Annotated in this window: 24 protein-coding genes and 2 pseudogenes; 11 read left to right on the forward strand and 15 right to left on the reverse strand. The window is 62.6% G+C overall.

Going from position 1 to position 21149, the window contains the following annotated elements; all coding sequences use genetic code 11:
• Nucleotides 1-222: 222 nt before the first annotated feature.
• Entirely contained in the window at nucleotides 223-447 is a 225-nt protein-coding gene (locus AC4DF4_RS11430; protein WP_490048243.1) for a hypothetical protein, read from the forward strand.
• A 30-nt stretch (nucleotides 448-477) separates the two neighbouring features.
• Here the strand turns inward: AC4DF4_RS11430 and rarD are convergent, their stop codons facing one another.
• On the reverse strand, nucleotides 478-1344 hold the full coding sequence (gene rarD / locus AC4DF4_RS11435) for an EamA family transporter RarD (RefSeq protein WP_490048244.1): 867 nt from the start codon (nucleotides 1342-1344) through the stop codon (nucleotides 478-480).
• A 94-nt stretch (nucleotides 1345-1438) separates the two neighbouring features.
• Here rarD and AC4DF4_RS11440 point away from each other — a divergent pair, with 94 nt between their 5' ends.
• The gene (locus AC4DF4_RS11440; RefSeq protein ID WP_488259424.1) at nucleotides 1439-1867 is read left to right on the forward strand and encodes a deoxycytidylate deaminase; all 429 of its coding nucleotides are present in this window, start codon (nucleotides 1439-1441) and stop codon (nucleotides 1865-1867) included.
• A gap of 8 nt (nucleotides 1868-1875) precedes the next feature.
• Here the strand turns inward: AC4DF4_RS11440 and AC4DF4_RS11445 are convergent, their stop codons facing one another.
• The 4 genes from AC4DF4_RS11445 to AC4DF4_RS11460 form a co-directional block, all read right to left on the reverse strand.
• On the reverse strand, nucleotides 1876-2598 hold the full coding sequence (locus AC4DF4_RS11445) for a metallophosphoesterase family protein (protein ID WP_490048245.1): 723 nt from the start codon (nucleotides 2596-2598) through the stop codon (nucleotides 1876-1878).
• 69 nt (nucleotides 2599-2667) lie between these two features.
• A complete protein-coding gene (locus AC4DF4_RS11450) occupies nucleotides 2668-3645 on the reverse strand; it encodes a hypothetical protein (RefSeq protein ID WP_490048246.1) in 978 nt (325 codons plus the stop codon).
• A 4-nt stretch (nucleotides 3646-3649) separates the two neighbouring features.
• Nucleotides 3650-4537 carry an ABC transporter permease subunit gene (locus tag AC4DF4_RS11455; protein WP_490048247.1) on the reverse strand — a complete coding sequence of 296 codons (888 nt, stop codon included), beginning with the start codon at nucleotides 4535-4537 and terminating at the stop codon, nucleotides 3650-3652.
• A 35-nt stretch (nucleotides 4538-4572) separates the two neighbouring features.
• Entirely contained in the window at nucleotides 4573-5430 is an 858-nt protein-coding gene (locus AC4DF4_RS11460) for an ABC transporter ATP-binding protein (RefSeq protein WP_490048248.1), read from the reverse strand.
• Between the two features lie 173 nt (nucleotides 5431-5603).
• On the opposite strand from AC4DF4_RS11460, the gene AC4DF4_RS11465 reads away from it, so the two are divergent.
• Both AC4DF4_RS11465 and AC4DF4_RS11470 read left to right on the forward strand, forming a co-directional pair.
• Nucleotides 5604-6437 carry a hypothetical protein gene (locus tag AC4DF4_RS11465; RefSeq protein ID WP_490048249.1) on the forward strand — a complete coding sequence of 278 codons (834 nt, stop codon included), beginning with the start codon at nucleotides 5604-5606 and terminating at the stop codon, nucleotides 6435-6437.
• Between the two features lie 25 nt (nucleotides 6438-6462).
• A pseudogene (locus AC4DF4_RS11470) lies at nucleotides 6463-6580 on the forward strand (ISAs1 family transposase); the annotation flags it as partial.
• Between the two features lie 76 nt (nucleotides 6581-6656).
• On the opposite strand, the gene AC4DF4_RS11475 reads toward AC4DF4_RS11470, so the two are convergent.
• From AC4DF4_RS11475 to AC4DF4_RS11485, 3 genes are read right to left on the reverse strand one after another with little or no spacing between them, the layout of a single operon-like run.
• Nucleotides 6657-6788, reverse strand: coding sequence for a FeoB-associated Cys-rich membrane protein (locus AC4DF4_RS11475; protein ID WP_490048250.1), 132 nt, complete (start codon nucleotides 6786-6788; stop codon nucleotides 6657-6659).
• A gap of 1 nt (nucleotide 6789) precedes the next feature.
• Nucleotides 6790-8673, reverse strand: a complete 1884-nt coding sequence (feoB, locus tag AC4DF4_RS11480) for a ferrous iron transporter B (RefSeq protein ID WP_490048251.1) — start codon at nucleotides 8671-8673, stop codon at nucleotides 6790-6792.
• A 5-nt stretch (nucleotides 8674-8678) separates the two neighbouring features.
• The gene (locus tag AC4DF4_RS11485; RefSeq protein ID WP_490048252.1) at nucleotides 8679-8933 is read right to left on the reverse strand and encodes a FeoA family protein; all 255 of its coding nucleotides are present in this window, start codon (nucleotides 8931-8933) and stop codon (nucleotides 8679-8681) included.
• 109 nt (nucleotides 8934-9042) lie between these two features.
• On the opposite strand from AC4DF4_RS11485, the gene AC4DF4_RS11490 reads away from it, so the two are divergent.
• Entirely contained in the window at nucleotides 9043-9393 is a 351-nt protein-coding gene (locus AC4DF4_RS11490; protein ID WP_490048253.1) for a zinc ribbon domain-containing protein, read from the forward strand.
• A gap of 18 nt (nucleotides 9394-9411) precedes the next feature.
• On the opposite strand, the gene dapF is transcribed toward AC4DF4_RS11490, so the two are convergent.
• Nucleotides 9412-10233, reverse strand: coding sequence for a diaminopimelate epimerase (dapF, locus tag AC4DF4_RS11495; protein ID WP_490048254.1), 822 nt, complete (start codon nucleotides 10231-10233; stop codon nucleotides 9412-9414).
• A 189-nt stretch (nucleotides 10234-10422) separates the two neighbouring features.
• Nucleotides 10423-10698: a glycoside hydrolase family 2 TIM barrel-domain containing protein gene (locus AC4DF4_RS11500; RefSeq protein ID WP_490048264.1), complete on the reverse strand. Its 276-nt coding sequence runs from the start codon at nucleotides 10696-10698 to the stop codon at nucleotides 10423-10425.
• Between AC4DF4_RS11500 and AC4DF4_RS11505 the strand changes: the two genes are divergently transcribed.
• From AC4DF4_RS11505 to AC4DF4_RS11530, 6 genes are all read left to right on the forward strand, one after another.
• A complete protein-coding gene (locus tag AC4DF4_RS11505; protein ID WP_490048265.1) occupies nucleotides 10612-11082 on the forward strand; it encodes a hypothetical protein in 471 nt (156 codons plus the stop codon). The two genes, AC4DF4_RS11500 and AC4DF4_RS11505, sit on opposite strands and share 87 nt — an antisense overlap.
• A 128-nt stretch (nucleotides 11083-11210) precedes the next feature.
• Nucleotides 11211-11855 carry a hypothetical protein gene (locus AC4DF4_RS11510; RefSeq protein WP_490048255.1) on the forward strand — a complete coding sequence of 215 codons (645 nt, stop codon included), beginning with the start codon at nucleotides 11211-11213 and terminating at the stop codon, nucleotides 11853-11855.
• Nucleotides 11852-12355 carry a type IV pilus modification PilV family protein gene (locus AC4DF4_RS11515; RefSeq protein ID WP_490048256.1) on the forward strand — a complete coding sequence of 168 codons (504 nt, stop codon included), beginning with the start codon at nucleotides 11852-11854 and terminating at the stop codon, nucleotides 12353-12355. Before AC4DF4_RS11510 ends, AC4DF4_RS11515 begins: the two co-directional genes overlap by 4 nt.
• Nucleotides 12352-13080 carry a PulJ/GspJ family protein gene (locus AC4DF4_RS11520; RefSeq protein WP_490048257.1) on the forward strand — a complete coding sequence of 243 codons (729 nt, stop codon included), beginning with the start codon at nucleotides 12352-12354 and terminating at the stop codon, nucleotides 13078-13080. The genes AC4DF4_RS11515 and AC4DF4_RS11520 overlap by 4 nt, the downstream gene beginning before the upstream one ends.
• A complete protein-coding gene (locus AC4DF4_RS11525; RefSeq protein WP_490048258.1) occupies nucleotides 13070-16045 on the forward strand; it encodes a hypothetical protein in 2976 nt (991 codons plus the stop codon). Before AC4DF4_RS11520 ends, AC4DF4_RS11525 begins: the two co-directional genes overlap by 11 nt.
• Nucleotides 16035-16715, forward strand: coding sequence for a hypothetical protein (locus AC4DF4_RS11530; protein WP_490048259.1), 681 nt, complete (start codon nucleotides 16035-16037; stop codon nucleotides 16713-16715). The genes AC4DF4_RS11525 and AC4DF4_RS11530 overlap by 11 nt, the downstream gene beginning before the upstream one ends.
• Before the next feature lie 323 nt (nucleotides 16716-17038).
• Here AC4DF4_RS11530 and AC4DF4_RS11535 read toward each other — a convergent pair whose 3' ends face one another.
• From AC4DF4_RS11535 to AC4DF4_RS11555, 5 genes and pseudogenes are all read right to left on the reverse strand, one after another.
• Nucleotides 17039-17182 carry an AraC family transcriptional regulator gene (locus AC4DF4_RS11535; RefSeq protein ID WP_490048260.1) on the reverse strand — a complete coding sequence of 48 codons (144 nt, stop codon included), beginning with the start codon at nucleotides 17180-17182 and terminating at the stop codon, nucleotides 17039-17041.
• Nucleotides 17183-17420: 238 nt separating this feature from the next.
• On the reverse strand, nucleotides 17421-18068 hold the full coding sequence (locus tag AC4DF4_RS11540) for an acyltransferase family protein (RefSeq protein ID WP_490048261.1): 648 nt from the start codon (nucleotides 18066-18068) through the stop codon (nucleotides 17421-17423).
• A 6-nt stretch (nucleotides 18069-18074) separates the two neighbouring features.
• A complete protein-coding gene (locus tag AC4DF4_RS11545) occupies nucleotides 18075-18344 on the reverse strand; it encodes a hypothetical protein (RefSeq protein ID WP_490048262.1) in 270 nt (89 codons plus the stop codon).
• A 110-nt stretch (nucleotides 18345-18454) separates the two neighbouring features.
• Nucleotides 18455-20119 (reverse strand): DUF5107 domain-containing protein, encoded by a 1665-nt coding sequence (locus AC4DF4_RS11550; protein WP_490048263.1) that lies wholly within the window; start codon nucleotides 20117-20119, stop codon nucleotides 18455-18457.
• Between the two features lie 4 nt (nucleotides 20120-20123).
• Nucleotides 20124-21149, reverse strand: a pseudogene (locus tag AC4DF4_RS11555) (enterotoxin); the annotation flags it as partial.

Here is a 21149-nt window from a genome sequence, read left to right on the forward strand (position 1 = left end):
GTTTTCAGGCGGATTCATGTAGAGTCCCACCACCTCAAGCAGCTTCTCTTCAAACTGGGGATCCGGACTGAAGTTGAACGTTCTCAAACGATGAGGATGGAGATCATGTTCTTTCCGCACGCCGTGCCATGATTGAATCGTAGCACAGACTGCTCCAAATACACAGTTATTTCAAGGATGGTGCACTAAGGATCAGGTACTTGCGTGCTTAGGTTGACGCCAATGGCCCTGAACCTTGACCCGTATCGAAATCTCAGCGGCGAGATGCCTCGACCGATGATTGCTGGAAATCAAATGAGCCTGAGCTTTTATGCCGCAGCCGCAGGCATCAGCTATGTGGTGGAGTCCAGCACGGACCTCGTGAATTGGAGTTCCGAAGGTGTCACGCTTTCCGGACCCGACACCCAGCGCACGGCGACGGTAAACATGTCGGGTCCACGCCGCTAGATGCGCCTCGGGGTCGGCAACTGAGCCGTCTCACCTCACGGACCTGGCATCCGCCGCGTAAATCCCCACCGCCAGCCAGATCAGCGCGAATGACAGCAGTCGCGCGCCCGTCATCGGCTCGTGATAGAGTTTCCAACCGATCAAGAACTGGATGGTCGGCCCGAGGAACTGCAGGATGCCGAGCGTGGTAAGGCGCAGGGTTCGCGTGGCGTGACCGAAGAAAAGCAGCGGCAGCGCCGTGGCCAGTCCCGTCCCGACGACCAGGGCGGCGTGCACCCAAGAGCCGCCGAACGCCGCCGCCGGGCTGGAGTTGGCGAGGACCAGCCACGCCAGCGCGACCGGAGCCAGCAGGCTGGTTTCCGCCGCCAGTCCGACTAACGATCCGAGCGGCGCCTGTTTCCTCACCACCGCATAGAGCGAGAACGTGACCGCCAGCGTCAGGGCGACCCACGGGAAATGACCCACCGCCGGGACTTGCAGCGCGACCCCGCCGAGCGCCAGCGCGATGGCGGCGAGCTGCCAGCGGCTGTTCTTGTCGCCGAACCAAAGCGCGCCGAACAGCATGTTGAAAAACGGGTTGAGATAATACCCGAGCGCCGCCTCGAGGATCCGGCCGTGGAGCGTCGCCCAGACGTAGAGCAGCCAGTTGGACGCGAGGAGGCAGCCCGAAAGCAGGTGCCAGCCGAGCACCCGGCGGGTTCGCAGCCCGGTCAGCAACTGCCGTCCCTCGCCCCGCCACCACAGGATGGCCAGCACCAAAACCAGCGACCACACCGTCCGCTGCGCCACGATCGAGGGCGGCGGCAGGAAATCCAACAGCTTCCAGAAAACCGGCAGAATCCCCCACAGGAAAAACGCAGCCAGAGCTGCCAGCACGCCTGAACGGTTCCGGTCCACGCGCGGAAGCTGGCGGGTTGGAACCGCTCCCGAAAGCGAAAAGCGAGGGAAGATGCGGGTTGAAAACCCACGCGCCGCGAATCATCCTCCGCCCATGTCCGCCAGCCGCCTGTCGATTCCCCAATACGCCATGGCGCTCGCCCATGTCGCCAGCTTGCGCTCGGAGGACCCCTATCGGAAAGTCGGCGCCGCCGCCCTCGACTTCGACAACCGCGTCATCGGCACCGCCTACAACGGCCTCGCCCCCGGCTACAACCCGCCGCCCGGCTTCTGGGACGACCGCGACGCCCGCCAGAAATTCATGCTCCATGCCGAGGTGAACCTGTGCAGCCTGTTCCGCCGCGGCGAGGCGAAGATCGTGGCCACCACCACCATGCCCTGCACCGCCTGCATGCAGACGCTCTGCGCCTACGGCATCAAGGAAATCTATTACCGCGAGATTTACAAAGTCTCCGACGCCCCGGAAATCGCCGCGCTTTACAACGTGAAGCTGGAGCAGGTCAGCGAGTTTCCCATCGGCTAAATCCGGAATCAGCGGCCTTCCTGGATCCGTTCCGCGAGCATCGGCGGCAGGCCGGCGGCCATGATTTTCCGCTGGGTCTCGGCGATGTCATAATCGACGCGGCGGAACACGACCATCTGGTGCTCGAGATCGAAGATCGCATAACAAGCGCGCCAGTCGCCGTCGCGCGGCTGGCCGACGGAGCCGATGTTGATGAAATATTTCGCCCCGTCCTCGATCGCGACCGAGTCGGTGAAGATCTCCTGGACCTTGTCGGTTTTCATATACACCCGCGGCACGTGGGTGTGGCCGTGGAAGCAGACCTGGGTGAACTGATAGGAGAAATTCGACATCGCGTCGAAGCGGTTGGTCACGTAGTTCCAGTTGGCCGGCTGGTCGAGGGTGCTGTGAACGACGGTGAAATCCGACACCTGGCGGACCATGCGGAGCCGGGCCAGCCACTGGCGCTGCTCGTCGGTGAGTTGTTGGCGGGTCCATTCCAGCGCGGTCGCGGCCACCGGATTCATGCTGTCGAGCGAGTGGTTGCCCGAGGCGTCCTCGTCGTGATTGCCCTTCACCGTGGGGCAGTTCATCGCCCGCACGCGTTCGAGGCAGGCGGAGGGATCGGCGTTGTAGCCGACGATGTCGCCCATGCAGACGTACTCGGACACGCCTTGTTCGGAGGCGTCTTTGAGGACGGCTTCGAGAGCTTCCAAATTGGCATGAATGTCACCGAAGAGAGCGATCCGCATGGGGGTGGTCGAGGAGTGGAAAGAAAGTTTGCGGGCTGGGGCCGGTCTGTCGAGAGGAAACCCGGCAGCCTATTTTTGAAACCAGTCGTCCGGTCCGCTGGTGCTTTGCAAGGGTTGATTGAAAATGCTTTTGTCCGCGGGCACGGCCAGGGTTTTTTCCAGCGACTCCAGCGCGGCGGCGACTCCGTCAACGGGGAAGCGCTCGCGGGTCCGCTGCCAGTGGCCGGAAAGCGCCTCGTAGGCTTTTTCCGGAGTTCCGAACAACTCGATCGCCCGCCGGGTGCTGTCCATCGACGGGTTTTCGTGAGCTTCCAAAACCAGCAGCAGGATCAGCAGGGTGGGGGGGCGGTTCTGGCGGGCGGCGTAAAGCGAACGCGCCAAGGCGAGCGCTTCCTTTTCTTTTCCAGCCACGCGGGCCAGCGAATAGAACTCGGCACGGCGCACGTACGGCAGCGCCTTGCCGGTGTCGGCGGAGCGGCGGTAGGCGTCCGCCGCCGCGGCGAAGGTCTCGTTAGCGTCGCGGAAGGCGGCGATTTTGTTCGAGTCGGAGAGCAGGAAACCGAGGTTGGCGAGGAGGCTCCAATCCGCGGGATTGTTGCGGATTCCGCGTTCGAGAAACGCCCGGCCTTTGAGAATGGAGGCCCGCCAAGCCTCCCTCCGCCGCAGCGCGGGCAGCTCGGAATCGTTGATGTAGTAGGACGCCGCGTTGTAGGCGGAGTGCCACGAACCGGTCTCCCAATAGTAGCGCGTCCGCGGCGCCAGATCGACGATGGTGTCATAGGTGTCGGCCACGTCGTCCCAGCGTTGTTCCTGGAAAAACGAGAAGGCCCGCAAGTTCAGGAACGTCGCCACCAGCGTCCGTAAACCGCCCAGCGCGACGGCCGAGCTGGTCTGCCCGATTTTGTCGCGGGTGCCGATTTCCATCGGCGGCGGCGTCAGTCCCGCCACGCGGAGTTCCTTGGCGAGCCCGGCCTCGAAGGGCAGGCGCGCCGCGCCGAACGCCAACAGCGCCACCGTCAGGATCCCGTTTCGTTGCCAGCTTTTCACGGGTTTAGAATTCCTTTTCCGCAAAGATAAACCACGACGCGATGGTGAAAAACAGCGCGTAGTAGAGGCCGATCAATGTCAGTTTGCCGAGGATCAGCAGCGGCATCGCCTGACCTTCGATGACGGCGTCGATCACGTTGAAGTTTTGGAAATCCGGCAGCACCAGCGAGAACGCCAACGACGCGAGGCGGGCGAAAACCCCTTCCCCCGCCTGGCCGGCCTGCAGATAGACGTCCCGCGCGTCCGCTTGGAAATGGCCGATGAAATAGATCAGGAAACTGATGATGGTGGTGAACAGCGTGCTCGTCGAAAACGTCGAGATCAGCAGCGCCAGCGACGCCATGATCGAGGCCCGCAGGAACACCGCGAACACCGCGCCTTGCAGCGACCAGCTCGGCCCTTGCGCCAGCGTTTCCACACGCAGCGATTCGATCGCGTCCTGCGGCCAGCTCATCACCCGCGCCATTTCAAGCTGTTGCTCCAGCACCATCGACGTGCGGATTTGCAGCACGGCGGTCATCAGCACGTCCATCAACGCCAGCGAGACGAAAACCAGCAGCAGCACGCCGAGCAGTTTCCCCGCCAGATAGTCGATGCGCGGCACCGGCTTGGCCAGGATCGTGTAGAGCGTGCGGTCTTCCACATCCTTCGGCAACAGCAGCGCCGTGGCGACGATGGACAGGACCACCGAGAACAAAGTCATCGTCCCGAGCGACCAACTTTTGATCGAGCGCAGCACGTTGACGCCGACCGATTCCGGGCCCTCGTGCTGCGGCAGGTCGAAGAAGTTGCTCGCGATGGCGATCACCGCGAACACCGCGAGGAAATAGAATACTTTCATCCGCACCAGCTGGGTGAAGGCGTGGCGGGCGATCACCCAAATTCGGCTCACATGCGAGCCTCGTGAAATCATCGTCGTGTGAGTCATCAGTCGTCTGCGTGGGTGGTTTCGCGGAGGAACAGCCGCTCCAGCGTGGTGCGCGGTTTGCCGGTCCGCACCAGCGAGGCACCCGCGGAATTGGCCAGCGCCGTGATCTGGGAAATCAGCTCGGGGCTCGCATCTTTCAACACGATTTCCGTCTGGTCCTCGATGGAAATCAAGTCGTCCAGCCGGCCTTCCTTCACCATCTTTCCTCTGCAAATGATCCCGACGTGGTCGCAAACTTCCTGCACTTGTTCCAGCAAGTGCGAACACAGGAAAACCGTGATTCCCTGCTCCCTCAGCTTCAAAATCAAATCCCGGATCTGCCGCGATCCCACCGGATCGACGCCCGCCGTCGGCTCGTCCAGAATCACTAACCGCGGCTCTTGCACCAGCGCCTGCGCCAGCCCGATTCGTTGCAACATCCCCTTCGAGTAGCCGCCGATCCGCCGGTCGCGCGCGTCTTCCAGATCCACCAGCGCGAGCAACTCACTCACCCGGTTTTCCAAAACCTTGCCCTTCAATCCGCAGAGCTTGCCGTAAAACCGCAGGGTTTCCGCGCCGCTCAGGTGCTTGTAAAAATAAGGATTTTCCGGCAGGAAACCCACGTCGTTGCGCGAATCCACCTTCAGCGAATCCTTGCCGAAAATCGCGCAGTGCCCCGCCGTCGGAGCCACCAAACCGAGCAACGCCTTCATCGTCGTCGATTTCCCGGACCCGTTCGGCCCGATCAAGCCGTAAACCTCGCCCGGCATGATCCGGATCGAAACCCCATCCACCGCCCGCAGCATTTGCTTGCGGAACGACGTCCTGAAGTCCTTCACGAGGTCCTTGATTTCAACTGCGGGAGTGATTTCAGCCATTGGCGTGCAGATACTTGAACGGCCTTGCTCCGGCTGGCAACGGACATTTTGTCGATTTTCAAACCCGGCCGGTTCCGCCCGCCGTCCCCTTCAGGTGCCTTTCCAAATTCGTCTGGCACAAATGAGTCCGGCCCGCCAACTTTCCGCAGACTGAATCGAGTGTCGCTGGATCTATGAAACCCGGGGAAGATACCAAATCTCACACTGCGCGGATCCATCTGGTGTGGGCGTTCGTGTTGGTTTCATTCGGCCTGATCGCGTTTTCCGCCTACAAGCTTTCGCTCGACAGGGCGGGTGACGCTGCGTCGCGGGTCATCGACGAGAGCCGGCGCGCGGTGGCCGCGGCGACTGCCAAGGCGGAGCAATACGCCGGCCAGACCGCCGCGTTCGCCGAGCGCGCCGCGGAAAAATTCAAGACCGGCCGGATCACCGAGACCTTCCGCGCCGAGATTCCCGTTTTCAAATCCGCCGGGCTCGGCCTGCTCGAAGTCGGAACCGCCGAGGCGACCGAGACCTTCCACAAGTCCGACGTCCGGAAGGTGGCGTGGGATTGGGTCTATCTGGGCGAGACCGTGTCCGAGATCCGCGTCCCGGTCACCTACCGGTATCACTTGGATCTGGCGGGCGTCTGGGAGATCACTGTCGCGGACGGAAACTGCGTGGTGCGTGCGCCGGAGTTGCAGCCCAGCCTGCCGGTCGCGATCCACACCGACAAGCTGCAGAAAAAATCATCAAGCGGGTGGGCGAGATTTGACGCTGACGAGCAGATCGAGGAGTTGCAGATGACCATCACCCCCAAGCTCAATGCGAACGCGGCCCGCCCCGACCAGTTGAATCAAGTGAGGGAGGAGGCCCGCGCGGCGGTGGCTCGCTTCATCCGCGCCTGGCTGGTGCGGGAGGAACAGTGGATGGAAGGCAAGCTGACCTCCGTCACCGTCATTTTTCCCGATGAACCCGCCGACTCCAAGCCGCGGGCCCCTACGGTCACTTACAAAGAGCTTCCTTGAATGTGGAGCAATTTGCCGGAGCGGTGGTGATCATTGGGGAGTGGGGAACTCCTGCCACCGGGTGCTCGATGTGGTGATGCGGGAAGACCAGAGCCGGGCAAGAGCCGGCTTTTCGGCCGAGAACCTCGCCACGGTCAGACGCATGGCCATCAACCTGCCCAACCGTGGGAAAACCAAGAGGCGAGGCATCAAGGGCAGGCAACTCAACGCCTCACGGGGTCACAACTGCTTCTTCTTGCAGCCGCAGTCATGGCCGCAGCCGGATTTCTTTTTCGGGCGGGCGAGGCGGACGAGGAAGATCGTCAGGGTGACGACCACGATTCCCGCGGCGGTGAGTGTTTGCCAGTCCATGTTAGAGTCCGAGGAGTTTGCCGGTTTGGAAGACGACCAGCGACGCGGCGTAGGCGAATCCGGTCATGAACAGGAATTGTCCCGCCGCCCATTTCCACGAGCCGGACTCGCGGGCGACGACCGCGCTGGTCGGCAGGCATTGCAGCGCGTAGATGAAAAACACCAGCAGCGAGACCAGCGAGAGCGGGGTGAAGATCGGGCGTCCGTCCGGCCACTTGGAGGCGGCGAGCTGGTCGCGCAGGACGTTGCGGGTTTCCTCCTCGCTGGCGGCCTCCTCGACCCGGTAGAGAATCGCCATCGAGGAGACGAAGACCTCGCGCGCGGCGAACGAGGTGAGGATGGCGGTGCCCATCCGGCCGTCGAAGCCGAGCGGCTTGACCACCGGCTCGATCACCGCGCCGATGCGGCCCATCGCGCTGTGGGCGAGGGCTTCGGCGGGATCATCGTCCCTGGATTTCGGATAGGTGCTGAGCGCCCAGAGCAGGATGGAGAGGCCGAGGATGATGGTTCCCGCCTTTTTGACGAACGCCAACGCGCGGTCGACGACGTGGCGGAAGATATAGCTCCACTGCGGTTTGCGGTAGGGCGGAAGTTCCAACAGGAAGTGGCCGGGACTGACGTCATCGCCGAGCCGCCCGCGCAGCAGGCGGGCGATGACGAAGGCGGTGAGCGTGCCGAGCGCGTAGATGGCGAACAGCACCGACGCTTGTTTCCACGTGCCTTCCTTTTCATGCAGCAGCAGCGGGATGATCAGGAAGTAAACCGGCAGCCGTGCCGAGCAGCTCATCCACGGCGCGACGAAAATGGTGACGATCCGCTCCTTGGCGGAGTCGATGGTGCGGGTGGCCATGATTCCGGGAATGGCGCAGGCGTAGGAGCTGAAAAGCGGCAGGAAGGATTTTCCGCTGAGGCCGGCCTTGGCCATCACGCCGTCCATCAGATAGGCCGCGCGCGCCATGTAGCCGGAGCTTTCCAACAGGCCGATGAACAGGAACAGCAGCAGGATCTGCGGCAGGAACATCACCACGCCGCCGACTCCGCCGATGATTCCATCGACGACGAGCGAGCGGAGGTCTCCGTCGGCCATCAGCAATTCAACCCAGGCTCCAAGCGCGCCCTGGCCCGACTCGATCCAGCCCATCGGGATTTCCGCGAAGGAGAAGATCGCCCAGAAGACGGTGAAGAAAATGGCGACCAGCGAGATCCAGCCGTAAACCGGATGCAGCAAAACGGAATCGGTTCTATCTGAAATGGTTTGTTGGTGCGCGTCCGGGCGGCGTGCCACCAGTTCGCAAAGCCTGGTGACAAAGGCGCGCCTGGCGGTTTCCGGATCGGTTCCGGCCGTGATCCAGCCAGCCTCGGATGCGGCGGGGTGGGGGAATCGCAGCGCTTGCTTCAGCTCGACGACGCCCTTTTTCGCGTTCGCCTGCATCGGGACGACCGGCACGCCGAGCTCTTCGGCGAGTTTCGCGGGATCGAGCCGGAGGCCGGCGCGCTCGGCGACATCGACCATGTTGAGGGCGATCACGCAGGGTAGGCCGAGTTCGATGACTTGGAGGGCAAGTTGCAGGTGGCGTTCGAGATTGGAGGCGTCCAGCACGCAGACGACGAGGTCCGGCATTTGTTCGCCGGGAAGCAAGCCGCTGAGCGCGTCGAGCGCGACTTTTTCATCGGGGGAATTCGCCCGCAGCGAGTAGCAGCCTGGCAGGTCGAGGACGCGCAGCTTGCGGCCGTGGGGAGTGAACGCCTCGCCGGATTTCACCTCCACGGTGACGCCGGCGTAGTTGCCGACGCGCTGGTTCGCGCCGGTCAGCGCGTTGAAAAGAGTGGTTTTCCCGGAGTTGGGATTGCCGATCAGCGCGATCGTCGAAGGAGCGTCGGACATGACCATCAGCCCACGGGAGAGACCAAAACCTGCTCCGCCAGCTCGCGGCTGATCGCCATCCGGGTGCCGCAGACCGAGCAGATCAAATTCCTGCCACCGGCGAGTTTGCGGACTTGGAGCTGCTCGCAAAACCCGAGGTCGCGGAGTCGCTCGCAGCCGGGGCCGTTGAGAACCTGAATCTGCACGTCACAACCGACCCTGACCTGGTTGAGGGTCATTGCACTGTCGATTTTCAAATCGGCTGCAAGGGCGTGTGGCATCTGCAGTGAGAATCGCCAATTGAGATTGGCTTGCAACAAGAAAAGTGGCCAAAGTGTCCCGCTGGACATTGGAATAAAACGCTCCAGACTCCGCCCCATCTCACCCACCATGAAAAAATGCCCATTTTGTGCGGAAGACATCCAGGATGAGGCGATCAAGTGCAAGCACTGCCACGAGTTTCTGGATGAATCGCTGCGCCCGCTTTACGCCGGGCCGCCCGTGCTGCCGGCAAATCAGCCGCCGTGGTATTTCAAGCCCGGGTTCATCGTGCTGACGTTCGTGACGTTGCCGCCGGTCGCGCTGCCTTTGGTCTGGCTGCACCCGAAATTGCACCCCGCCTGGAAGGTGGTGATCACTTTGGTTATCGCGGGATTTTGCTGGCTGATGTATGTCGCCCTCCAAGGGTTCATCCACCAATTCGACGAGGCGACGAAGATGCTCAATGAAATGAAAATCTAGCCCGGGAAGACCGGCGGCTCAGATGTCGATTTCGCCCTCGAACACGAAATCCGCCGGGCCGGTGAGGGTGACGTTTTTGAACGTCTGGTCGCCGGTTTTCTCGAATCCGATTTCCAAGGTGTCGCCGCCTTCGACATCGACCTTGATCGGACTGGCCGCGCCGGTGAGCAGGTGGTGGACGAGGGCGGAGGCGACCATCCCGGTGCCGCAGGCGAGCGTCTCGTCTTCCACGCCGCGCTCGAAGGTGCGGATGGAAATGTGGTCGGGCGCGAGCACGGCGGCGAAGTTGGCGTTGGTGCCGGCGGGGGCGAAGGCGGGATGATTGCGGATCTTGCCGCCGTAGGTGAAGACGTCGAAGTCATCGAGCGCGTTGGCGCTTTCGAGAAACGTGACGACGTGCGGGACGCCGGTGTTGACGAAATGGAGCGTGGCGTCGAGATCGGGGATTTTGGTTTCGAGGTTGAGCTTGAGGTCTTTGGGCTCGGACATCGCGATCCGCACGTCCTCGCCGATCATTTCCGCGGCGAGGGTGCCGGCGATGGTCTCGAAGGTGACTTTCTTGAGGACGATTTCCCCGAGATGGGCGGTGAAGCGGCCGAAGCAGCGCGCGCCGTTGCCGCACATTTCGGCTTCGCCGCCGTCGGCATTGTAATAGCGGAAACGGAAGTCAGCGCCTTTTTGGGCGGGCTCCACGGCGAGCAGGCCGTCGGCCCCGATGCCGCGGTTGCGGTCGCAGAGCGCGGCGATGGTGTCGGCGTCGAGGTCGATCGAGAGGTCGCGGTTGTCAATGATGATGAAGTCATTGCCGGCGCCGTTCATTTTGAAGAAGTGGAGGAGCATGGTCGGTGGATGGTTTGAGATTTGCCGGGAGAGATGTTGGAACGCGTCCCGCTTGTCCCGGCCGGGACAGCCGGACACGTTTTCAATGCGCTTTCAATGCATTTTCCATTTCCGCGTGAGAACCCCTGCCAGCGGATGAATCCATTGCCGAGTGGCCGGGAGGCCATGGGAAGGAGCCAAAGCGTTGATTCAGCGCACCTCGAAGGGCGTGTTCGCGGTGGCTGCGTGGGCGTCCATGCCGGCGGCGGCGGTGAAGGTGGGATGGGCGGGATCGAGCTCTTTCACCAGCAGGGCGAGGCGGTCGAGTTGCTGCCAGAAAGCCACGTTGGTCCCGTCTCCTTCGACTTCATTCCCGAGTCCCCAGGCGAGGAGGGCGGGATGATTCCGGTAAAGCATGACTTCCTTGCGGACGCGCTCGGCCTGCTTGGCGCAGTGCGCGGGATTCTGATGCTCTCCTTCATGCAGGCGGCGGGCACCGCCAGCATTGCGAACGAAAGCGACGGCAACCACTCCGGTGCGTTGACGCGGCTGGAACAAATGGAGTTTTTCCAAATTCCCAACCGAACCGTTTCGTTGTTGGAGGGGGATTTCTCCATCAGCCTGTTCGCACAATTCGAGTGGCTGCAGAACTTCGCTTTGATTTCCGCCACCCGCTATGACGAACAGATCCAGGGGAATTCGTTCGTTCTCCAGTCCTATGCGTCCTTCCGCCGATCGGGTCTCAACGGCAATACCGGCCACTCACGCACGGAAGCCCGCGGACTCGTCGGTCACATCGACGAACTGGCCGTCTTCCCCCGCGCTCTCAGCGATGCGGAAATCCAAACGCTCGCGCTGACCGCGAGGTAGCGGAGCCGATCCGGGAGCGCGCCAATTTGATTTCCCGTCATTTTTGGATTGCGCTGGAGTGGCGATGTTTCGTTAGCTGAGAGAAGTGGATAAGCGATTACCCACCCCCGCCCTAACACCATGAGCCCGTGAGATCCTCCCCGAAATCCAGCGTCGCTTGCCGCGCAGCCGCCTTTTCGCTCGTCGAAATGGCCGCGGTCATCGCCATTCTCGGCGCCTTGATGACCGCCGGCGTGAGCCTGCTGGGCGGGACGGGCGCGCGTTCCCGCAAGGCGGGAACGGAGATGCTCACGGGCTTGATCGAACAGGCGCGGACCACGGCCATCACCTCGCGGTCCCACGTGGTGCTGGCGATCGCCGAGCCGGGGGATCTGCCCGCGGGTGACGAGCGCTGCCGTCTCGGCCTTTTCAAGGTCGGGGAATGGCCGGATTCTCCCAGCTCGCCGCCTGTCCTGACCGGCGTGCTCTTGAAGCGTTGGCTGACTTTGGAAACGGGCATCGTGCTGGCCGGCGGCGATGTCGATGGGGTGGCCAATCCGCTGGACGGAGAGCAAGTCACCATCCGCTACGGCGGGACCGGCGTGAAGGTCCACATCATCGCCTTCAACTCACGCGGCGGGCTTCACTATCCGCCGGGCTCCACGCCCGTCGCGATCCGGATCTCGGAGGGGCGCTACCGCGGCGGCGAGGCGGTTTCCAACCCGCGTGGCGGGTCCGAATGCCGGCTGAAAATCGGTCGCGTCACGGCGCGTCCCTACCCGACCGACGGATGACGGCTTTCCCCTCGATCCAACGAGGTTCTTCGCTGATAGAGACAGTGATCGCCATGGGCGTGCTCGCGGTGGCGATCCCGCTGGTCTTTGGAGCGTTGGCGGAATCCGGGAAAAGCGGAATTTCCTCCGAGGCCGAAACCCGCAGCGCCTGGATGGTCCCCGCCTGCATGGACGAGATCGGTGCGTCCCGCGAAGGCCGCCCGCGGTATTTCACCCCGACCGCGGCCGCGCAGGTGTTTCCTTCTAACGACGATGTCTGGGCGCTGGCGTTTTCCCCCGAGGGCAAACCGGTCGGCAAGATCAGCAAGGCGGCTTACGACAAGGGAACCAAGGAGCTCGACGGCCAGGAGGTCCGTTACATCGCGTCGCTCAGCGCGGCGGCGGATCTGGCGGAAACGAAAGCCGCGCCGATGCTGCGCACCCGGATTTCCGTGGAATACCCGGCTGCGTCTCCGGCGGCAAAGCGGCGGAAACTCGATTTCTACACGCGGATTCCATGAGTTCCATCCACCCGCAAACCCGTGGATTCACGCTCGTCGAACTCATGTTCTCGATGGCGATCGGCTCGATGATCCTGGTCCTGGCGGCGAGCGTGCTCGGCAGCTCCGGTGAGGGTTACGAGCGCGTCGGCGGCAGCGTCGCCAGCGAGCGCGAGGCGCGGGCGCTGGTCACGAGGCTGGCTTCCGATCTAGCAAGCGGCAGGTTCCATAAGGACGGTGTGATCGGGAAGTCATCCGCCGCCTGGCCGGTGGACCGCCTCGGATTTCTCAGCCTCCAGCCCGCCCAGGCGCAAACGGCCGCCGCTCGCATCGGCGATCTCTGCGCGGTGAACTACTACGTCAAGGATCTCGGCATCGGCGGGAAAACCGTCCGCTGCCTGATGCGTGGATTCCGCGAAAGCGGCGAAACTTTCAACGCCCTGCGTGGCGGATCCATCGCGCCGCTGTTCGCCGCAAACGCCGGTCTGGACGAGCCCGTGGCTTTCGGCGTGGTCTCCTTCGAGGCCCGGCCCAAGTCGCGGGATGCCGAAGGCAAATGGGTGGACTGGATTAAGGACGATACGACCGGTCCCGAATCGCTAGATGTGAAACTCGTTCTCGCCCGCCGCGAACTTGCCGGGAAACTCAAGTCGCCGGGCGACTGGGACGCCGCCGGAATGCCCGGTCGCCACAAAGACCTCGAGGTTTACGCCACCACCCTCCGTTTTGGAAATCATGCGGATTGATCCGTCAACGAGTCATCGCACGGCCGCCGGCGGGTTCACCCTGCCGGTCATTCTCGTGGTCGTCGGCGCGTTGCTGATCCTTGCGGTCGGAATCCTGCTGGTCGCGGGCATCGAGCGCGGCACCGCCCGTTCCTTCGCCGACCGCCAGCGCGCGGAGCTCGCCGCCCGCGCCGCGTTGGAAGAGATCCGCGGCATCCTAACGAACGATGCGGCGAACGATGATTTCCTGGTGATTCAATCAGATCTAGCAGCTTCGATCACTGCCGGCCGCCAATCCGCCCCGCAGCATTTCCTCGTCCGCGGAAAAGCGGCGGAGGGTGGCTATTCCTATCGGTATGTCCCGTTGTTCAGCGCGCGCCGCCCGCCGGAAGACCAGCCGCAACTTGCGCCGCCGTCGCTGGAGCCGCTGTTCGGAACGGACGTAAACGAATGGATCGATTTTTCCACGCTGCCCTACACGGACAAAGTTCGGGCCGCGTGGCTGCCGATCAAGGACGAGAAGGGCCGGACCGTCGCCCGCTACGCATACTGGGTCGAGGATTTGCAGGGCAGGCTCGACCCCGCGCTTGCCGGCAATCTCGGCGGGCCGGATCTAACTCACACGCGCGCCGCCCACCCGTTCCCCGCGCCCGGACTCAATCCGGACCCCGAGTCGGATGCCGCGGCTCCTCTCAACCAGATCGGCCTTTTCGCCATCGAGCCCGCCACCACTTCCATCAGCCAGGGAACGCTTGGCAAGATGCTGATCGAAAACCGCCGGCTGCTGGTGTCGCCTGACTCCACGCTCGCCGCCGCCGGAATCACTCCGCCGCTGCTTCGTGATGGAGCCGGCCACCTCGGCGATCCGAAAGCACGGGCGGTCGAGGAAAGTCTGGCCGCCAATCTCCAGCCCTATTTCGAGCGCCCGCTCATTCCCTTCGCCCCCGGCATCGATCCCGCCGTCGCGGGTCGGCCGCGCAAGAATCTGAATGCCTTGTTAGCCATGAACCCGGACGCCGCCGTTGATGAAATGGCCGCGTTCGTCCGCGCCGCGCTGCCGGATTTCGACAAGCGCAGGGGCGGCTTTCCCGAGGACTATCTGAAAACCCTGGCGGCCAACGCGATCGACTACGCGGACGCGGATTCCAACCCGACCCTGAAATCCGGCGAATACCGCGGGCTGGATGCGTGTCCGTTGCTGAGCGAGATCGCCCTGCAGGTAAACTACGCGGGAATCTCCAATCAGCAGGATCGGAAAATCATGAGCTTCCGTTTCAAGCTGTTCGCCGAGCTCTGCAATCCGACGAGCCAGCGGGCTTCGGGCGATGCCAGGCTCAGCTACGAGGTGGCGCTTCCGATGGACGGTATCGGGGCCGGGGTCGGCGGCGAGCCTTTCGATTCGCCGGCCCTCCTCTCCGATCCGGCAATCGCGACCCATGACCTCGCGCTCATCGACGGAGGCTACTGGACCCGCTTGGTCCGTGTGGAGCTCGAGCCGAATCAATACCGCTGTTATCTTTTCGCCGATGTCGTCTATCGGATGGATGTGGGCGCTTCGTCGGAATTCATCCCGGACGAGACTCCTTTCAGCCTCAACGAAGCCCGGGCGGAGTCCGGCTTGTCACTGATGTGGAACGGAGAAGTGTTGGAGCGGGCGGATGGGATCCTGCGTCAGGCCGGCTTGATCTACTCGAAGAAGAACGGCGTCATCACGGGCGGCTTCAAAACGGGGACTCCGAAAACCCTTACCAAGGCGGCTCTGCCAGGCCATGTTTACGACGACTATCCGAGCATGTATTACAACATGGGCGATCCGCGGATGACGCATTACCTGCGGGCCGCGCCGCTTGATGAGAACGCCTATCCGGAAAATATCAGCCCGAACCGCCGGAACATCCGACTTGAGATTTACAACGATGACGTGGCGGCCAAACCCAAGGTTTACGCGCGCATGCTTCCCTCCGAGTGGCCGGATGGCGGGCACAACGCGGCCGTGGGCTCGTGGTCGCCAGGGAGTAATGACAAGACCGAGATGACCGACGCCAAGTTCGATTTCCCGTATGATCCGCAAATGGGAATGGCCGCGCCGCAGGCGGTTTCCAACCGCGGCCGTATCTACAGCGCCACGGAGCTCGGCCGCGTCTTTGATCCCGTCATGCATGCTCCCGCTTTTCCTAGCAGCGTTGAAACCGCCGAGCTCCGTAACAAGGGCAAAATGCCGTCCTCCCGCTCATCGTGGCCCGATGTTCGCGGCAATCAAGCCAGCCCGTTTTACGGCGGGGGGAACAGCCTGCGCATCGGCCGTCTGGAGCATCCGGATTTCGATTTGATCGCCATGCCCGGGCTTCATGCGGCGCGTTTGCTGGACCTTTTCCATGTCGGGCGTTCCCGCTCTGAAAATCCGGCTGAGCGCGAGGGACCGGTGACGCGCATCGCGGGCCATGTGAATCTCAACACCGCTTCCCGTGACGCGCTACGCGCGATGGCGGCCGGCGCGCTTGCCATGGACCCGCTGTTAGCCAGGCGTTCGGACGGCGACCACCTCGGCGCGCCAAGCATGGCTCCGCCCGTCTCGCCGCTTTCCCTCTCCGCTCCCACTGCGGCCAATGAGGCCGACCGCATCGCCGACGCGATCGTTCACAGTCGCCCCTATCTCAGCACTGCGGATTTGGCGCGCGCCAAGGGGGCGGACGGCGTTGCGGCCTTCGGGAACCGCGCCATGTACCCGGACGACGCCGCCATCGAATGGAACGACGCGGCCGCCGAGGAAATCTTCGCCCGCGTGTATGAGGGCAGCACGGTGCGCTCGCGAAATTTCCGGGTATGGATCGTGGCCCAGGCGCTTGCTCCAGGTGCCGCGGCGGAGGTGCTCGCCGAGGTCCGGACCGTCCACACGCTGTTCGCGGATCCCGGCGAGCGCGTGGCTGACGGCTCCATCGCTCCCGGTAAATTCAAAACCACTATTACCTCCTCCAATGAATTCTAGCAGTCGTGTCTTCATGGTCTTGTTCATGTGCCTGGCTCCATTGCTACAAGGTCAGGATTCCAAACGCGGGCCGATCGGTTTCGTCCGCATGCTCAACGCCGTCGCCATCGGGACGGGTCGGCTGGAGTTCACGCTCGACGGGAAGGCGGTGCGTCCCGCCGGCTATCAGCTTGGCAACGTCACCGGAGGCATCGCCCTGAAGCCGGCTGACTACAAAGTGGTTTTCCGTCGGGAAGGCGTGAAAGAGGGCGAAACCCGGGTGCAGGTGAAAGTCGGCGACACCACCATCCTCATTCCCTTTGCCGAGGAGATTCCCGCCACCGACAACCAGCCCGCCCGCTGGCAGATCCGGATTTTAAAATTGAAGCAGCACGAATCCGAAGACAAGCCGACGGCCTCCTTCGTCTCGGTTTCAAGAGAGCCCGAACTCAAAGTGGAGATTCGGCAGGCGGATGGGAAATGGGAGCCCGTCTTCGTCAAGCGGCTCGGGATTGCCCGGGCGGAAATCAAACAATCGCGAGGCTATCTGTCCGTGCGCTGCAAGGGGCGGGACCTGTCCGCGGTTTCGGTGGGAGCGGCCGGCAACTTCGTCTCGGTCCTCTACGACGATGAAAACGGCGTGCTGCGTTCGAAAACGTTCCAAGACTACAAGTATCTCAGCGCGGAGTGAGAACGGGTGGACAGGGAGTTTTCAGCCGGGAGATCGGATAAATCCACGATGAGCGCGATCCGCCAACTCAAAGCCGTTTTGATCCGGGAGCAACGACTCTATTCATTGGGTTTTCATGCCGCCATGCGACGAGAGTTTTTCCCGAATCCGCTGCGAGCAGCACCGTGTCATATCCAGCAACCGTTTCTTCCTCGATCACGCGCACCGAAGTCTCATGCCTGCAAGGCTCCCCTACTGCAATCCGGAAGAACGGCGCAAGGTTGCCAGACGAAGCCGAGCGGCCGCTTGCCGCATTACATTCATGAGCGCTTTCGTTGGCACGTCTACCGGAAGTTATCCTCGGCGGCGCGCCACTCCACCGGGGTCATCTGATAGTGGTTGCGGAACGCGGTGGCGAAATACTGGCTGGAATTGAATCCCGCCCACATGGCGATGCCGGTGATCGATTCGCCGGGTTTCCCGCGCATTGCTAGGAAATTGCTTTTGGGGTGAAGGTCGTTGAAAGAGCGGGTGGCCGGACCGGAGGCGGGGAAAAAGGCGGTTGGTATCTAATCACTGGCCGGTGCCGGTGGCAAGGCGGCTCCACTGGAATCGATCGGGGCCCTCGAACCAGCGCCACCACAAGCGGGACAGCCCCCAGGAAACCAGCGCGAACACCACCAAGCGCGCGGGTAGCAAAACTTCAATCCATCCTGCGGTCCACAGCTAGGGAATGATCAGCCCCACCAGCAGCGGCGCGGCGCTGTGAAGCAAATAGAGGCCGTAGCTCAAGCGGGCGACGTGTTGCACCGCGGGGTGGTCGAGCACGCGGCCGAGGCCGCCGGAGAATCCGGCCATCGTCCGTGAGATCAGGCCGGCAAAGGCCACAGCCAGCAGAGTTTGTTGGAAATGGCAGGCGATCGGCAGAGCCATACCCGCTTCGTTGAATACGTAAAGAACCGCGTAAACGACGAAGGATGCCGTCGCAAGCCAGCCCAGCCTCCGGTCGCCGGGAGACATCCCCCTCTCGATTGCCAGTGCCAGCAAGGCTCCGCAGCCGAAATGATCCATCGCGCACCCGGTGACGGCCTCCGAATGGTGGATTTGAGGGAATCGACAGTCGATGATCCATCTGCAGATCGGGGCTGCCAGCACGGCCAATCCGAAGCACCAACCGAGTGTCCGTCGTGGAGCCAGGAACACCAACAGCGGCCACAGCAGATAGAACTGCATCTGGATCGCCAGAGTCCAGTAGTGCGAGGTCCCCGACGGCCAGTCCGGCATCAAGGCGATATGCCAGTTGGAAACGTGCAGGAAATACGCCAGCGGGTGGGAGCGGATGTCCGATGCCCCGACCAAGATGGCGAAAACCATCGCCGCTTAGCAAGGAATCAGGATCCTGGCGAAGCGCCGTTTCATGAAGTCTTCCACCGCCGCCCGCTGCCACGCTCCCTGACCGGCCTCTCCGGCCAGCCGAGCCCTGAGGAGGATCCGGGTGATCAGAAACCCCGTGAGCGTCAGGAAGTAAAACAGACCGATCTCAAAGGGAATGCCGCCGCGCCAGGCGGGAGGGGCCCAGTGCGGCCACATCACGCCCAGCACCGCAAAGGCGCGCCAGCCGTCGAGTTGTGTGTTGCGTCCGGAGTTCAAGTTGCGCGATGTATCCCACGACTTTCCCGGAATCACAAGATGATTGCCACTCTTCTTCGTCCCCGCCCTGCGACTCCTCAGCAGCCCGGCAGGTAGTTCGTGCTGTATGGCTAACCACACGAGTCGCCAGACCAGTAGGCACCGAACCGGGCGAGTTGGTCCTCGCCGAGGACGCCGGGAATCGCCGGATCGCGTCCGAATTGATGGCAGGCCTCCCGCCAAAGATTGCTGCGGACATAGCGCTGGTGTTCCAGCGGCCAACTCGTCCGCAGGAGCCACTCCAGAGTCTCTTCCGGCCTGCCGGTAGCAAGGGCGAGTGAGGCACGCCGTTCCATGATGCGGAGATGTTCAGGAGCTGCTTCCAGTAATTCGGCCCGCTGGTCATGTCTGCCAAGTGCATGTAGCAATTCATCAAGCTCCACCACGGCGATTGGATCGTGCAGGGAGCCGCTTTCAAGGTGGATGACGGCTGCGGCCGAGTTGTCGAGGGCTTTCCAGCAGATCAATCCCGCGATGCGTTGGGCTGAGGGTTGCGGGTCATCTTTCACCAGCGCGAGTGCCTCATGGCAGCGGTTGCGTGCGATGAGCCAGAGGGCGAGTGATTCGTTGGCATTGGCTCCGCGTAATGCGTCTTCAAGTTCCAATCCAGGTGGCACGGTGGATTGCGGCAGTGGTCCGGCGTCATTGAGGAAAGCCTCCCATTCGCATTGCCAAGCAGAATGGGCATGACCGAGCCATGGGGTTTCTCCGCTCCATGCAGGCAGTGGAAATGAGGGCAGCGCGGCGCGATCAAAATCCTCCCGTGCGGTGACCGGCATCCAGTATTCTTCAAACCGCACCTCACCGCCCCTCGGGAATGGCGGCTTCTGGTTTTGGTCTTCGAGCGGTCCGCTCTGGATTTCAGAGTACCCCGTCAATCCGTCGGTGGACGCCTGCGCCCATGACCGGTCATCGCCGAAGCCGTAGGTCCATAATTTCTTCCCGGGCACTTGCGCGGGATCCGCAATGTGGAGCAACCCGCTGCCGGCATCATGATGATAGACACCGAATGTGTTGCCGCTTCCCGGCTTCCAGAAGAAGCCGGTCATTTGTGTGATGTTCCGTTCCCAGTTGCTGCCGTCCTGCGGCCAAGTGATGTCGCTGAGCCTGCGGTCATGGCGCAGGGCCGGACCTTCCGGATAGACAAACTCGGTCTCCGGGGTGGAGGGCACAGCGCAGTTGGTCCACATCATCCACGGGTGGTCGCGTGCGGTCTCGTTGCGCAACGCGGTGCGCTGGATCAGGATCGGACTGTTGCCTAACAATCCAAGTTCGACCACCCATTCCATGCCGGTGCGGGCCTCGCGCTCGCCCACGCGGATGAAGGCGTATTCGCCATCAGGGGTGCCGATGGCTCCGGTGGAGAATCCGACCGGATCGATCGAGGTTGGCGAGTGGGCGATGGGGAAGTTGAACTCAATGCCGCCGGAAATAAAGGCCCATACGGGCAGGATGCGCACGGGTTTGACGACGGAATTGGCAAACAACAGTTCCTTGCCGGTGGTTTTGTTGAAATAGCTCAGGACCCGCCCGCCGAGGTCGGGACAGACGCCGACCCTGACGACATCATTCTCCAGCACCAGTAGACGGAACTCGCGCTGCACGGAGTCGGTCAGCGTGTCGCCATAGCTGGTGTATGGAAACAGGTGCTCCGGGTTCAGAATCAGCGGCAGTTCCGTGAGTGGCAGCGGTGCGTAATAGGGCAGAACGCAGGTGGTTTGGCAGAGCGTTGGCATGGGCTCAATTCGGACTTGAGGCTTTCAGATTCGTCACCTCGAAGGGTTGCAGTGTGAGAGTGAGCGGCTGTCGGGTGTTAGTCCTGATCGAGGGCTTGGCCGCATCCGCCGCCCACGGGCTGCGGAGTTGAACTTCACCGATGACGGAGGCTGGGAGTTCCCATGCTTTCGATAGATCAATCGTGATCGACTGCGGTTTGTCATCCGGGTTGCGCAGGGTGATCGTGCCGCCATCGGTCAGGTTCCATGCGGCGAAGCCGTAGATCTCGTGTTTTTCGGGATCGCCGCCGATCCAATGGCTGTCTGCCAGCAGGCGCTGGTTCGCCCGGCCCCAGCGGATGCATTCGGCCAGCAGTGCCCATGCCTCGTCGGTCATCAGGCCGGGGGTGATGTATAACTCGCCCAGTCCGCTGGCGTATCCGGCCATCATTTGGATTTCGTGGCGGAAGCTGTCGGGATCTTTCGCTGGGGCGGGCATTTGGGCCGGATTGGCCACCGGACCCAACACGAGTCCGTGATACATCAGGGAATTGATGGGAAACAGCGGACTGTTGGAGGCGAAGCGGCGGTGGACGATGCCGTCCTTGTAATTGATCCAGCGTTCGCGCGGGTTGCCCTTGCCGGCGAATGCGGTGTCCTCGCCCTGCCGCCAAACGCTGTCGGCGAAGAAGGTCCAGTAGGGAGATGCCCAAGTGCCGACCGTGCAGTTGATGAAGACGGCGGGATTTGCGCGGCGCAGGTCGCTGGCGACGCTGACCAGACCATCCAGGTCGGCGGAGATCGAGGCGGGTGCGCCGGTGGCCCAGGTGCCGGTGCCGATGCCGTCGAATTTGAAATAGTCCTGCTGATAGTCGTGGATCATCTTGAGGCAGGTGTCGCGGAATGCGGCGCGGTATTTCGGTCCACCGAGCGAGAGTCCGCCGCTGTTGGTTTCGTAGCCCTGCGACTTGCCCAACTTCACCCGCATGGCGTGGGACCGGCCATAGCCGCCCCAAGGGGATAGCCATGCACCCATTTTCGCGCCTTGCGG

It is taken from the genome of Luteolibacter sp. (assembly GCF_058122085.1).